This window comes from Kluyvera genomosp. 1, assembly GCF_001266615.1.
Classification (GTDB): Bacteria; Pseudomonadota; Gammaproteobacteria; order Enterobacterales; family Enterobacteriaceae; genus Kluyvera; species Kluyvera cryocrescens_A.
Genome location: NZ_LGHZ01000038.1, coordinates 1 through 13,153 on the forward strand (window position 1 = coordinate 1; position 13,153 = coordinate 13,153).

At 56.5% G+C, this 13,153-nt stretch carries 12 protein-coding genes; 10 read left to right on the forward strand and 2 right to left on the reverse strand.

Annotation, left to right across the window (positions count from 1 at the left end):
- The first annotated feature begins 242 nt into the window (after positions 1-242).
- Together KP80_RS18410 and KP80_RS18415 are read left to right on the forward strand one after the other, a co-directional pair.
- Positions 243-2,027: a diguanylate cyclase gene (locus KP80_RS18410; protein WP_052285085.1), complete on the forward strand. Its 1,785-nt coding sequence runs from the start codon at positions 243-245 to the stop codon at positions 2,025-2,027.
- Between the two features lie 109 nt (positions 2,028-2,136).
- Positions 2,137-2,583 (forward strand): hypothetical protein, encoded by a 447-nt coding sequence (locus KP80_RS18415; protein ID WP_052285086.1) that lies wholly within the window; start codon positions 2,137-2,139, stop codon positions 2,581-2,583.
- Between the two features lie 85 nt (positions 2,584-2,668).
- On the opposite strand, the gene KP80_RS18420 is transcribed toward KP80_RS18415, so the two are convergent.
- Positions 2,669-3,664, reverse strand: a complete 996-nt coding sequence (locus KP80_RS18420) for a chemotaxis protein (RefSeq protein WP_052285285.1) — start codon at positions 3,662-3,664, stop codon at positions 2,669-2,671.
- A 64-nt stretch (positions 3,665-3,728) separates the two neighbouring features.
- Complete coding sequence (rbn, locus tag KP80_RS18425; RefSeq protein ID WP_052285087.1) at positions 3,729-4,649, reverse strand: ribonuclease BN; 921 nt, start codon at positions 4,647-4,649, stop codon at positions 3,729-3,731.
- A gap of 42 nt (positions 4,650-4,691) precedes the next feature.
- Between rbn and KP80_RS18430 the strand changes: the two genes are divergently transcribed.
- The 8 genes from KP80_RS18430 to KP80_RS18465 all read left to right on the forward strand — a co-directional run bounded on the left by KP80_RS18430 (position 4,692) and on the right by KP80_RS18465 (position 13,063).
- Complete coding sequence (locus tag KP80_RS18430; protein WP_052285088.1) at positions 4,692-5,147, forward strand: GNAT family N-acetyltransferase; 456 nt, start codon at positions 4,692-4,694, stop codon at positions 5,145-5,147.
- Between the two features lie 201 nt (positions 5,148-5,348).
- The gene (menF, locus tag KP80_RS18435) at positions 5,349-6,641 is read left to right on the forward strand and encodes an isochorismate synthase MenF (protein WP_052285089.1); all 1,293 of its coding nucleotides are present in this window, start codon (positions 5,349-5,351) and stop codon (positions 6,639-6,641) included.
- Positions 6,642-6,720: 79 nt separating this feature from the next.
- On the forward strand, positions 6,721-8,391 hold the full coding sequence (gene menD / locus KP80_RS18440) for a 2-succinyl-5-enolpyruvyl-6-hydroxy-3-cyclohexene-1-carboxylic-acid synthase (RefSeq protein WP_052285090.1): 1,671 nt from the start codon (positions 6,721-6,723) through the stop codon (positions 8,389-8,391).
- Positions 8,388-9,149: a 2-succinyl-6-hydroxy-2,4-cyclohexadiene-1-carboxylate synthase gene (menH, locus tag KP80_RS18445; RefSeq protein WP_052285091.1), complete on the forward strand. Its 762-nt coding sequence runs from the start codon at positions 8,388-8,390 to the stop codon at positions 9,147-9,149. Before menD ends, menH begins: the two co-directional genes overlap by 4 nt.
- 14 nt (positions 9,150-9,163) lie before the next feature.
- Positions 9,164-10,021: a 1,4-dihydroxy-2-naphthoyl-CoA synthase gene (gene menB / locus KP80_RS18450; protein ID WP_052285092.1), complete on the forward strand. Its 858-nt coding sequence runs from the start codon at positions 9,164-9,166 to the stop codon at positions 10,019-10,021.
- Positions 10,021-10,986, forward strand: a complete 966-nt coding sequence (gene menC / locus KP80_RS18455; RefSeq protein ID WP_052285093.1) for an o-succinylbenzoate synthase — start codon at positions 10,021-10,023, stop codon at positions 10,984-10,986. Before menB ends, menC begins: the two co-directional genes overlap by 1 nt.
- On the forward strand, positions 10,983-12,341 hold the full coding sequence (menE, locus tag KP80_RS18460) for an o-succinylbenzoate--CoA ligase (RefSeq protein ID WP_052285094.1): 1,359 nt from the start codon (positions 10,983-10,985) through the stop codon (positions 12,339-12,341). Before menC ends, menE begins: the two co-directional genes overlap by 4 nt.
- 179 nt (positions 12,342-12,520) lie before the next feature.
- Positions 12,521-13,063, forward strand: coding sequence for a YfaZ family outer membrane protein (locus KP80_RS18465; RefSeq protein WP_052285095.1), 543 nt, complete (start codon positions 12,521-12,523; stop codon positions 13,061-13,063).
- Positions 13,064-13,153 lie beyond the last annotated feature (90 nt).

Here is a 13,153-nt window from a genome sequence, read left to right on the forward strand (position 1 = left end):
TCGTCGGCAGCGTCAGATGTGTATAAGAGACAGGAGCGTCAGATGTGTATAAGAGACAGGAGATACCCGGGGCGACCGCCGGGTTTGGTGTCCCCAGGGGAACCGAATCCTGACGTTTCCCCTAATCGCTTTGCTTAAGTGAACGGTGTTAGCCTGCGGCCGCTTTTTTTATCACGCGAAATCATGCCTTTCCTATAATTCAGTCATGCTTATTCATTATCCGTCGCAGAAGGAACCAACAGGTGCGAATTGCCACAATCACAAACTGGGCCTACAGCGCGACGGTCTGCCTGACAATTATCTCCGGTATCGTCATGGTGATGGCGTCCAATGCCGATAATCACGAGCGTCAGGCAGTAGAGCAGCGGCAGATTTTCGATCAGTTGACGGACGAAGTTGAAACCGATGCCTGGGAGTTGTCGGACCTGGCGCGTCTGTATGTATTGGCGAAAGACCCCGATGTGCTGAATGACTATCAGCAGAAAATGGCGTCACAGAAAAGTATTGAATATCGCTTATCGAAGCTGAGAGATTCCGGCGCGACACGCGAGGAGCTGGTGCTGCTGCATGAGGGATTACAAATTGCCGATGAGCTGCAAGATGAACAGAAAACGGCTTTTGATAGCGTGGCGCGGGGTGAAGATAAAGAAGGGATAGCGCTGCTCTACGGAAAACTGTATGAACAGGAACTGGATCGCGTTCAGGAGCGCATCGACCACTTTCGTCAGATGCTGGATAACCGCGCACGTGATGCCATTATCGACGCCACCAAAGCGTCCCGCACGCTGCGTACGCTCTCTGAAGTGATGGTTGGGCTCACCGCGCTGCTCTTTTTGTTTGTCCTCGGGTTTATTTTAAAGCGCCGCGTGTTGCGGCCCGTTGTTCGATTGAGCGACGTCGTTCACCGTCTGGCGTCACAGGATTACGCTGTTGAAACCCCTAACTTCAACCAGATTGATGAGATTGGTGATATGGCTCAGGCCATTCGTATTTTCCGCGAAAATGGCCTGGCGCGACAGCAGCTGGAAAAAGAACGCGATGCTAACTGGGCGATACGCGAACTGCTGGCGCGGATGACCCAGCGTTTACAGGGCTGCGAAAACTTTGCTGACGTTATCAACGTGGCGGAGCTTTTCGCGCCGAACATCGCACCTGGTGTTGCGGGACGGCTCTACATTCTTGATAGAGAACCCTGGCAGATGCGCTGCGTAGCGCAGTGGCTCTCACCGCAGGGCAGTGATGAACCTTTCCATCCTGATGAATGTTGGGCGGTGCGGCGCGGTCAGAGCCATCCGCCGGTACACGGAGAGCCGGATATTGTCTGCTATCACCTGCCGGAGAGTTGTCAGGATCACACGCTATGTGTACCGCTTATCGCGCAAGGTGAAGCTATCGGTCTGCTTTCATTTCAGAATCTTGATACCACCACCGCGTCTTCTCGCGCCTATCTGGAACTGATGGCGGAGGCGCTCGGGCTGGCGTTAGCCAACCAGCGCTTGCGCGATGCGTTGCTGGAAAAAGCGCTCTACGATCCCCTGACCGGCCTGCGTAACCGTCATCATCTGGAGGATATGCTGGGGGCACAGATGAGCCAGGCGATCCGCAATAAAACGCCGATCAGCTGTTTAATGATCGATATTGATCACTTCAAAAGCATCAACGACCGATTCGGCCACGAAGTGGGGGATGGGGTGATTAAAAGCGTTGCCTCGATTATCCAGCGCGTGGTCCGCGAAGGGGGGATGGCCTTCCGCTACGGTGGTGAAGAGTTTCTGGTTTTGCTGGCGAACATGGATGAAGAGGCCGCCAACCGCTGTGCCACGGTCATTTTCAACGGCGTACGCGAAATGCCGCTGCGCTTTGGCGGCGTGGATGTGGGGCATGTTGATGTCTCTATCGGCGTCGCCAGCTACCCTGAGCATGTCCAGAGCGATAACCTGCTGCGCGCTGCGGATGTCGCGCTCTACCGTGCGAAAGAAATGGGGCGTTCGCGGATAGTCAGTTTTGGGATGCTGGAGGCGGGGTGATTTTTTCAATACCTGCGGAAAATAGCGCTGATTATTGGTAGATAATGGTTTTGGGAGTTCGTTGTTACAATGGTTTACTGAAATCGAATAATAAAAAAATGAGATATAAATGAACCGTAAACTTCTTCTCGTGCTGTTTTTACTGGCGTCACCCGCAGCGATGGCGGACACACTGCTTGTTAGCTTAACCTGCGTTGAAGAGTCTGATTTTAATCAACAGACATCTCAGCACGGCGCGATGCTTGTTGATGTGAAATCATCGGATGACAATGTTGGGTATGCCGTCACGAAGTATCTATCAAAGGAGGGTGACGTAAAGCAAGGAATGACCTATTTCAAAGCAATGACGAAGACGCAGCAAGAAAATAATGAAGATTTCATCTTGTTTACGACCCGGCAAAATATGGCGGACCTCGGGAAAGATGCTGACTTTTTAGGGCTGAATCTGAAGGATGTCGGTACGAAGGATGCCTCTCTTTATCGGGCCGTTGCGGGTCGCGGACATGATGATGTTAGCATTAGTCGTACAGGCTATTTTTGTATAGAAAACAAATAGGTTATCTGTATTCGCTGGCCTCTCATCTTTATCATTGCTGCTATAGAAAGCCGCCAGTTTCGCTCGGCGGCTTTCTCTTAGCTCATTACCGCACGGCGTGCAGCGGACTGTCTCCTTTGCCGCTTGCCTTATTCAACACTCGCTCGATAACGGATGCCAGCTCGTTAATTTCGAACTTAGCGACATAGCCATCGGCATTCACTTTACGGATATGGTCTTCGTTCGCGTTGCCTGACAGCGATGAGTGGATCACCACCGGAATATTCTTCAATCGTGGATCGGTTTTGATCTTGCGGGTGAGGGTGAAACCGTCCATCTCCGGCATTTCGAGATCGGTCAGCACCAGCGCGATTTTATCGCTGACCGGGATGCCTTCCTTCGCGGCTTCTTGCGCAAGCAGCTCGATTTTCTCCCATGCTTCTTTGCCGGTCACGTGCAGCTGCGCCGGAATATCCATCGCTTTCAGCCCTTTTTCCAGCATCGCACGCGCCACTTTGGAGTCTTCGGCGACGATGGCGGTGGCACCCGGTTTGATATTGAATTTGCGTGGGCTCAGTTCTTTAGCGTGCAGATCGTGGTTGGCGGGGGTGATGTCGTAGAGAATTTGCTCCACGTCGATAACCATCGCCAGATTGTTGCTTTCTACGTGATCGTCAAGACAGGCAATGCTGGTGATGTACTTGCCGTTCACGGCTTTCTCAGCGGTATGGATTTGCGTCCAGTCGAGACGAGTGATGTTCTCAACGGACTCAACGGCAAACGCCTGCACGCTACGGGCGTATTCGGTGATAAGCAAAATGTTGAGCCCATTTTTAGGCGTGCAGCCCGCCACGGCGGCGAGATCGATAACCGGAATGATCTGGTCGCGAATGTTCACCATTCCCATTAGCGGCGGTTTAATCCCGGCAGGGCGGGTGAAGCTTGGCATGGGGACAATTTCCCGCAGCTTAAAGACGTTAATACCGTACAGTTCGGAAGCGTCCGTTTGCGACGCGGCACCCAACCGAAAGAGCAGCAGCTCAAAACGGTTGGACAGCGTCAGGTTTGCCCTGTCGTCGATCTCTTTCTGGAAGTTATCCATGGTGCCCTCAGCGTGGTAAAGCGTAATCTCGATAGCAGAGTTATCGGCACCAAAGGGCAAAACGTTATGCCAGCGTGAAGGTGGCAAAATCCTCTGCCAGTTCGCATTCCGGGAAATGGTTGCGGCACTCGGCCAGCAGCCGACGACAGCCTTCGGCATCGTAGCGGGAACTGACGTGAGTCACGATGAGCCGTTTCACGTTGGCCGCGCGCGCCAGCTGGGCGGTCTGCTCGGTGGATGAGTGACCGCGGCTGTTGGCTTTTTCCGCCATTGCCGCTTCAAGCGTCGCCTCATGCACCATCAAATCGACATCCCGGGCCATCTCCAACGCGGATTCACAGGGGGCGGTATCACCAAAAATGGCGATCTTCTTACCGGGCGTTGCCGGGGCGATAAAGTCCTGGCCGTTAATCGTGCGGCCATCGTCCAGCGTGACGGATTCACCGGCCTTGAGGCGCTGGAACAGAGGGCCGAACGGAACGCCGGCGGCAATCAGCCGCTTGCCGTCGAGTGCGCCGGGTTTATCGTGTTCCTCAACGCGAAAACCGTAGCACTCTACCGGGTGACTCAACGGATAGGCGGTTACTTTGCGTAGGCCGTCGTCAAGTATTTCACCGGCGCTGATTTCAATCACCTCCAGTGGGAAATCGGTCCACGAACCGCTGAGCCGCAGGCTGGTTTCGACGTATTCTTTCAGTCCCTTCGGGCCGTAAATTGTCAGCGGCTGCACGTTACCCGCCATCGAACGGCTGCAAATTAGGCCCGGCAGGCCGAACAGATGGTCGCCGTGTAAATGGCTAATAAAAATGCGTTCGATTTTTCCCGGATGAAACGCGGTGTGCAGTAGCTGGTGCTGGGTCCCTTCACCGCAGTCAAAAAGCCACAGCCCCGGCTGCGTTGGATGTTGCAGATGCAGCAGCATTGCTGTTACGTTGCGGGTTCGGGTTGGCACGCCCGCAGATGTGCCTAAAAACGTCAATTGCATAGCGCCGCGCCCCTGGCGGTAAAAAGGTCTAAGGAGCCTATCATGATTCGCTGGCAAGATTTGCACCATTCTGAACTCACCGTCGCGGAACTGTACGCCTTGTTGAAGCTGCGCAGCGAAGTGTTTGTCGTCGAACAGGCCTGCATTTATCTCGATATCGATGGTGATGACTTGTTAGGGGAAAACCGTCACATCCTCGGCTGGAAGGACAACGAACTGGTGGCCTATGCCCGTATTCTGGTCAGCGAAGAAACGGTTGAACCGGTGACCATTGGCCGGGTGATTGTCAGCCCTGCGGTGCGCGGCGAACGTCTGGGTTATCAATTGATGGAAAGGACGATGGCCACCTGTGAGCAGCGCTGGCCAACTCGCGCACTCTACCTTGGCGCACAGGCTCACCTTCGTGGCTTCTATGCCCACTTTGGGTTTAACACCGTGACCGACGTTTACGATGAAGATGGCATTCCCCATATTGGGATGGCGCGCGAGGTTCAGTAAGCCTGGTCGTCGGACTTCCCCCTGATTATTCGCACTGCTGATGCCCTGCAGCGCGGAGGATTAGCGTCTATAGTAAAAGGCAAAGAGCGTTGTATTTCAGTGCGATATTGCCTTATTAGCCCTTCGCTCCCTCATCATGGGTACTGCATTTTATCCTTAGTACCCCGTATACTATGTGGTTTTTATGATAGGGAGGTTCGCGTGCGATCCATATTAGCGGCGTTGCAGAGCCTGTCAGGGCATCTGGCAGATGATTTTCCTGCGTTGCCCGGCACGCGAATACTTGAAGTGACCTTCCCTTTGAATGATGCTTTCGACCCGCTGGCCTGGCTTTCCGCACAGCCGGTGTGGCCGCAGTTCTACTGGCAGCAGCGCAGCGGCCGTGAAGAGATTGCTGCGCTCGGTGCGGTGAAAACCTTTTCCTCATTGGTACAGGCTAACGCTTTTCTGGCAACCCAGGAGCGCGATGATATTCGCCTGTGCGGCGTGAATGCCTTTGATCCGCAACACGGCATGCTGTTTCTACCGCGCCTGGTGTGGCGACGGGAAGCCGGGCGTGCGACGCTGCGGCTCTACTTGTGGAGCGATACGTCGCTTCGGCAGGATGCCGAGCGTGCCCGTGAATCTCTGGCTGCGCTCTGCGCCGATCATGCGTCGACCACACTCAATTTGCAGCAGGAAGATGAAACTCATCGTCCCGATAAAGCGGGCTGGTGTCAGCTGATAAATCAGGCTACCGAAGCGATTAGCCGCGGTGAGTTCAGCAAAGTGGTGCTGGCGCGAGCGACGAATCTGATTTTTACCCACGCACCCAACGCGGGGGCATTAATGGCCGCCAGCCGCCGGGTCAATTTCTCTTGCTATCATTTCTACATGGCCTTCGACGCGGAACGGGCATTTCTCGGCTCCTCGCCGGAGCGCTTATGGCGTCGGCGAGGTTATCAGCTGGATACCGAAGCGTTGGCGGGCACCGTGGCCGGGCATGACGATGATGCCACGGCACGCCGGCTCGGCGACTGGCTGATGGCGGATGATAAGAATCAGCGCGAAAACGGCCTGGTGGTGGATGACATATGTCAGCGACTGCAGGGCATGACGCAAACGCTGGATGTATTACCGGCCGAAATTGTGCGTCTGCGTAAGGTGCAGCATCTGCGTCGCCGCATCCAGGCTGAGTTGAACACCCCGGATGATACGCGCTGCCTGCTGCAGCTGCAGCCCACCGCGGCGGTGGCCGGATTACCCAGAGCCGCCGCGCTGGCCTTTATTGAGCGCGAAGAACCTTTTACCCGGGAATGGTACGCCGGGTCGGCCGGTATTCTCTCCCGCCGCCAGAGCGAGTTTTGCGTGACGCTGCGTTCGGCGATGGTTGAGGGCAATAGGCTGCGGCTGTATGCGGGTGCCGGTATCGTGGAAGGCTCCGATCCCGAACAGGAATGGCAGGAAATCGAAAACAAAGCGGCGGGACTCCGCTCATTACTGTTCTCTGAATAAAACATTATCGACTCATATCAAGATCCTACTCTTTCGTAGAACCTATACTGAGCCGCAATATTTGATACCGGACAATTTCATGTCAGTAAGCGCATTTAACCGACGCTGGGCGGCGGTGATCCTTGAAGCATTAACCCGTCACGGCGTGCGGCATATCTGCATTGCGCCGGGATCGCGCTCGACGCCGCTGACGCTAGCGGCAGCGGAGAATCGCACCTTTATCCACCATACCCACTTCGACGAGCGCGGTCTGGGGCATCTGGCGTTGGGGCTGGCCAAAGTCAGCCAGCAGCCGGTGGCGGTGATTGTCACGTCCGGTACGGCTGTCGCCAATCTCTATCCGGCCCTGATTGAAGCAGGGTTAACCGGTGAAAAAATTATTCTACTGACGGCGGATCGTCCGCCGGAGCTGATTGACTGTGGTGCGAACCAGGCTATTCGTCAGCCGGGTATGTTTGCCTCTCATCCCTCGCAAACCGTGTCGCTGCCGCGTCCAAGCCAGGATATCCCGGCTCGCTGGCTGGTCTCGGTGGTAGATGATGCGCTTGGCGCACTCCATAGCGGCGGCGTGCATATCAACTGTCCCTTTGCTGAACCGCTATACGGCGATATGGATGAGACAGGCCTGAGCTGGCAACAGGCGCTGGGTGACTGGTGGCAAAGCGATAAACCCTGGCTGCGTGAATCGCTGCACCAGGAGAGCGCGGCTCAGCGTGACTGGTTCTTTTGGCGACAAAAGCGCGGTGTGGTTGTTGCTGGGCGAATGAGCGCGGAAGAGGGTAAACAGGTTGCTGATTGGGCGAAAACGCTGGGCTGGCCGCTGATTAGCGACGTGCTGTCGCAAACCGGGCAGCCGCTGCCGTGCGCCGATTTATGGCTGGGTAATCCCGCAGCCATCAGTGAACTGGAGCAGGCGCAGATTGTGGTTCAGCTGGGCAGTAGCCTTACCGGCAAGCGAGTGCTGCAATGGCAACAATCCTGCGAGCCGGACGAATATTGGCTGGTGGATAATCTCACCGGCCGTCTCGATCCCGCACACCATCGCGGACGCCGCCTGGTATGCTCGATTGACCGCTGGCTGGAACAACATCCGGCGGAGAAGCGCACGCCGTGGACGAAAGTCATCCCCACTCTTGCCGAACAGGCCTGGCAAATGGTTGCCGATCATAGCGAACGCTTTGGTGAAGCACAGTTGGCGCACCGGATTCGCCGCTATCTACCGGATCAGGGGCAACTTTTTGTCGGCAACAGCCTGGTCGTGCGTCTGATTGACGCCTTGGGCCAGCTTCCGGCGGGCTATCCGGTCTACAGCAACCGCGGCGCTAGCGGTATCGACGGGCTGATCTCGACCGCCGCTGGCGTGCAGCGCGCCAGCGCTCGGCCAACGCTGGCGATTGTTGGCGATCTCTCGGCCCTGTATGACCTCAACGCGCTGGCGCTGCTGCGGCAGGTCTCGGCGCCGATGGTGTTGATTATCGTCAACAACAACGGTGGGCAGATTTTCTCCCTGCTGCCAACGCCGGTATCCGAGCGCGAACGTTTTTATGCTATGCCGCAGAATGTGCATTTCTGTCATGCGGCGCAGATGTTTGGCTTGCGCTACCAGCAGCCGCAGGATTGGGATGCGCTGGAATCCGCGCTGAGCACCGCATGGTGTACCCCAGCAACGACGGTGATTGAGCTGGTGGTGAACGATACCGACGGCGCGCAAACCTTGCAGCATCTTCTGGCGCAGGTTAGCCATCTATGATTTTGCACGCTGTCGCCGAACGTGGAGAGCCGACGCAGCCCTGGCTGGTCTTCCTGCACGGTTTTTCCGGCGACCACCGAGAATGGCAAACGGTCGGCGAGGCGTTTCCTCGCGCCAATCGCCTATATGTCGATCTGCCCGGCCACGGTGGCTCGGCATCCGTACCGGTTAGCAATTTCACCGAAGTAGCCGAAATGATTACAGCGACGCTGCTGAGTTACAACATACTCAACCACTGGTTGGTGGGGTACTCGCTGGGCGGGCGGATTGCGATGCATTACGCCTGCTGTTCGCGGCCGCAAGGTCTGGCAGGGGTGATTGTCGAAGGGGCTCACCCGGGGCTGACGGATGCCGACGCGCGTCAGCAACGGCTGCACAGCGACCAACGATGGGTGCAGCGTTTTGCCGACCAGCCGCTGGCGGACGTGTTTCATGACTGGTATCAACAACCGGTATTTTCTAGCCTGACGGCGGTTCAGCGCGATGCGCTGGTGACGCTGCGTCAGGATAACGACGGCCGTGCGCTGGCCGCCATGCTGATGGCGACGTCGCTGGCGGTGCAGGACGATCTACGTCCGGCACTGCGTCGTTGCCCCACACCTTTCTGGTATCTCTGCGGCGAGCGCGACGTTAAGTTTCGCGCTATCGCGGAGGAACTCTCGCTCCCTTGCCGCATTATTCATGATGCCGGGCACAACGCGCACCGGGAAAATCCCGCGGGCGTGGTCGCGTGTCTGGCGCAGATTCTGCCTCTCTGATAATAGGACACGTTATGATTTATCCTGATGAAGCTATGCTGTACGCCCCTGCCGAGTGGCACGATTGTTCTGAAGGTTTTACCGATATCCTTTACGAGAAATCCGCTGACGGTATTGCCAAAATTACCATTAACCGCCCGCAGGTGCGCAATGCGTTCCGCCCGCTGACGGTAAAAGAGATGATTCAGGCGATGTCCGATGCGCGCTATGACGACAACATCGGCGTGATTATTTTGACCGGTGCGGGCGACAAAGCCTTCTGTGCCGGCGGCGACCAGAAGGTTCGCGGTGATTACGGCGGCTACCAGGACGACAGCGGCGTGCATCACCTGAACGTGCTGGACTTCCAGCGCCAGATCCGTACCTGTCCAAAACCGGTTGTGGCAATGGTTGCGGGCTTCTCCATCGGCGGCGGCCACGTGCTGCACATGATGTGTGACCTGACGATTGCGGCGGAAAATGCCATCTTCGGCCAGACTGGCCCGAAAGTTGGCTCCTTCGACGGTGGCTGGGGCGCATCCTATATGGCGCGCATCGTTGGCCAGAAGAAAGCGCGTGAAATCTGGTTCCTGTGCCGTCAGTACGACGCAAAAGCGGCGCTGGATATGGGCCTCGTCAACACCGTGGTTCCGCTGGCGGATCTGGAAAAAGAGACCGTACGCTGGTGTCGTGAAATGCTGCAAAATAGCCCAATGGCGCTGCGTTGCCTGAAAGCCGCGCTCAACGCCGACTGCGATGGTCAGGCAGGTTTGCAGGAACTGGCCGGTAACGCGACTATGCTGTTCTACATGACTGAAGAAGGTCAGGAAGGGCGCAATGCGTTTAACCAGAAGCGTCAGCCTGACTTCAGCAAATTTAAACGGAATCCGTAATGCGTAGCGCGCAGGTGTACCGCTGGCAGATCCCGATGGACGCGGGTGTGGTTCTGCGTGAACGGCGGCTGAAAACCCGCGACGGGTTATTTGTCTACCTGCGTGACGGCGAACGCGATGGGTGGGGAGAAATCTCCCCCCTGCCGGGCTTCAGCCTGGAGACGCTGGATGAGGCGCAGGCGGCGCTGCTCGCCTGGGCTGAAGGCTGGCGACAAGGCAATGACCTTGTTCTGCCCGCGCAGCCTTCTGTCGCTTTTGGTATCAGCTGTGCGCTGGCGGAACTTCGCGATGAACTGCCGCAGGAAGCGGACTATCGCGCCGCGCCGCTGTGCACTGGTGACCCGGATGAACTGGTGCTGAAGCTGGCTGAAATGTCCGGTGAGAAGGTCGCCAAGGTGAAAGTGGGTCTTTACGAAGCGGTGCGCGATGGCATGGTGGTCAACCTGCTGCTGGAAGCGATTCCCGACCTGACGCTTCGCCTTGACGCCAATCGTGCCTGGACGCCATTGAAGGCCCAGCAGTTCGCTAAATACGTCAATCCTGATTACCGTGCGCGTATCGCTTTCCTTGAAGAACCGTGCAAAACCCGCGATGACTCGCGTGCATTTGCCCGTGAAACGGGGATTGCTATTGCCTGGGACGAAAGCCTGCGCGAAGCCGATTTCCACTTTGAAGCCGAACCTGGCCTGCGGGCGGTGGTGATAAAACCGACTCTGACCGGTAGCCTGGCGCGGGTTAAAGAGCAGGTGGCCGCCGCGCATGCGCTCGGTCTTACGGCGGTCATTAGTTCCTCTCTTGAATCCAGCCTTGGCTTAACCCAGCTGGCGCGTATTGCTGCCTGGTTAACGCCGCAAACGATGCCTGGCCTCGATACGCTGAATCTTATGCAAACGCAGCTGATTCGCTGCTGGCCAAATAGCTCGCTACCGTGCGGGGCGATTAAAGAGATGGAGCCGCTGCTGTGACTTTTGCCACCTGGCCGTGGCAGCACTGGCGCGCGCAGCGTGGCGACGCACCGGCGCTGCACCTGGACGAAGAAACCTTAAGCTGGTCAACGCTATGCCAGCGTATAGATCAATTGGCCGCTGGTTTTCAGACTCAGGGTGTGAATGTCGGTGATGGTGTAGCGCTGTGCGCACGTAATCGCCCCGAGGCGGTGTTGGCCTGGCTGGCGCTGCTACAGTGCGGGGCGCGTATTCTCCCTCTTAATCCGAGATTGCCTACCGCGCAGGTCGAAGAACTGCTGCCGGGTTTAACGCTGCATCACTTTCTAAACCTGGAAGCCAATGAGCACTATGGTTTGGCGCCGCTGCGTACGCTTTCGGCGTCCTCCTGTGTCGATGTTGATTGGCAGGCTCAGCGATTTGTCTCTATGACGCTGACCTCCGGTTCAACGGGGCTTCCCAAGGCCGCGGTGCACAGCGCAGCTGCCCATCTCGCCAGCGCGGAGGGGGTGTTAAGCCTGATGCCGTTTAGTGAAAACGACTGCTGGCTGCTGTCGCTGCCGCTGTTTCACGTCTCCGGACAGGGCATTTTCTGGCGCTGGTTGTTGGCGGGCGGGCAGATGGCGATAAGCGAACGGCCGCTGGCGCAGGCGCTGGCCGGGTGTACGCATGCTTCTCTGGTCCCAACGCAGCTATGGCGTTTACTAAACGATGATAAGCCTTTAAGCCTTAATGCCGTACTGCTTGGCGGCGCGGCGATTCCTGCTGAGCTAACCACACGAGCGGCACAGCAGGGCATTCGTACTTTCTGTGGTTACGGATTAACCGAATTTGCCTCTACGGTTTGTGCGCGAGAAGCCAACGGTGGCGATGACGTCGGTGCGCCGCTTCCCGGGCGCGAACTGCGGTTGGTGGACGGTGAAATCTGGCTGCGGGCGACGAGTATGGCGGCGGGTTACTGGCGCAACGGTGGGTTAATTCCGCTGGTGAACGAACAGGGGTGGTTTGCCACCCGCGATCGCGGTGAGTTGCGTGAGGATACGCTGCGGGTAATCGGGCGTCTGGATAATCTCTTTTTCAGCGGGGGCGAAGGTATTCAGCCGGAAACGGTGGAAAAGGTCATTGCCCTGCATCCAGAGGTCTCACAGGTCTTTGTCGTTCCGATTGATGACCCCGAATTTGGTCAACGCCCGGTCGCGGTTGTTGATGCACAGGCATCGCTAAACCTCTCAGAATTGGCCGCATGGGCGAAAGGTAAGTTGGCGGGATTCCAGCAACCCTGCTGCTGGTTGTTTTTGCCAGAAACAATGAAGGGCACGGGTATTAAAGTCTCTCGCCATCAGCTGACGCGATGGGTCAGTGAACAGATGAGCTAACGTATAATAGTTCTGCATTATTGAATAAATATCAATTATCATTGCCGCGGATATGGGGTTGTACTTGGTTACAATCCCACCGTTTATTGCCCGTTCAGGACATTGAATCCTGATATTATCGCAGTACAATTCAGCTGTTTATGGGCATTTATTTTTTGCGTTTGCGTGAAAGGATTAAGATGAAAAAGAGCGTGTTATTTGGCCTTGCAGGTTTGATGTTTGTCTCGGCTTCTGCGAGTGCAATCAGTTTTAATGGCCAGGCGGGTAAAGATTATACCAACCTGGGTTTTGGCGTCGGCACCGAAACGTCGGGCCTGGCGTTAACCGGTAACTGGACGCACAGTGATGACGACGGCGACGTTGCTGGTCTGGGGCTGGGTCTGAATATCCCGCTGGGTCCATTCATGGCGACGGTTGGCGGGAAAGCGCTTTACACCGACCCTAACAACAGCGATTCCGGTTACGCAGCCGCGGTCGGCGGTGGCCTGCAGTGGAAAATCGGCGATAGCCTGCGTCTGTTTGGCGAGTACTACTACTCCCCGGATTCACTGTCCAGCGGCATCGAAAGCTATACCGAAGCGAATGCCGGTGCGCGTTACACCATCATGCGTCCAATCAGCATTGAGGCTGGTTATCGCTATCTGAACCTTGCAGGTAAAGACGGTCACCGTGACAACGCCGTGGCCGATGGCCCATACGTAGGCGTGAGCGCTTCGTTCTAATATCCCCCGGCGCAGCAGCCCTGCTGCGCCAGTTTTCCCTTTTTAAATCCCCACCTTGCGCTATAGTAAACCGTTCTCTTTTTACTGGAG

What these genes read in the sequence shown, in the direction of transcription:
- KP80_RS18415 (WP_052285086.1), top strand. Translation starts at nt 2,137, where the DNA reads ATGAACCGTAAACTTCTTCTCGTGCTGTTTTTACTGGCGTCACCCGCA.
- KP80_RS18420 (WP_052285285.1), bottom strand. Translation starts at nt 3,664, where the DNA reads ATGGATAACTTCCAGAAAGAGATCGACGACAGGGCAAACCTGACGCTG.
- rbn (WP_052285087.1), bottom strand. Translation starts at nt 4,649, where the DNA reads ATGCAATTGACGTTTTTAGGCACATCTGCGGGCGTGCCAACCCGAACC.
- KP80_RS18430 (WP_052285088.1), top strand. Translation starts at nt 4,692, where the DNA reads ATGATTCGCTGGCAAGATTTGCACCATTCTGAACTCACCGTCGCGGAA.
- menD (WP_052285090.1), top strand. Translation starts at nt 6,721, where the DNA reads ATGTCAGTAAGCGCATTTAACCGACGCTGGGCGGCGGTGATCCTTGAA.
- menH (WP_052285091.1), top strand. Translation starts at nt 8,388, where the DNA reads ATGATTTTGCACGCTGTCGCCGAACGTGGAGAGCCGACGCAGCCCTGG.
- menB (WP_052285092.1), top strand. Translation starts at nt 9,164, where the DNA reads ATGATTTATCCTGATGAAGCTATGCTGTACGCCCCTGCCGAGTGGCAC.
- menC (WP_052285093.1), top strand. Translation starts at nt 10,021, where the DNA reads ATGCGTAGCGCGCAGGTGTACCGCTGGCAGATCCCGATGGACGCGGGT.
- KP80_RS18465 (WP_052285095.1), top strand. Translation starts at nt 12,521, where the DNA reads ATGAAAAAGAGCGTGTTATTTGGCCTTGCAGGTTTGATGTTTGTCTCG.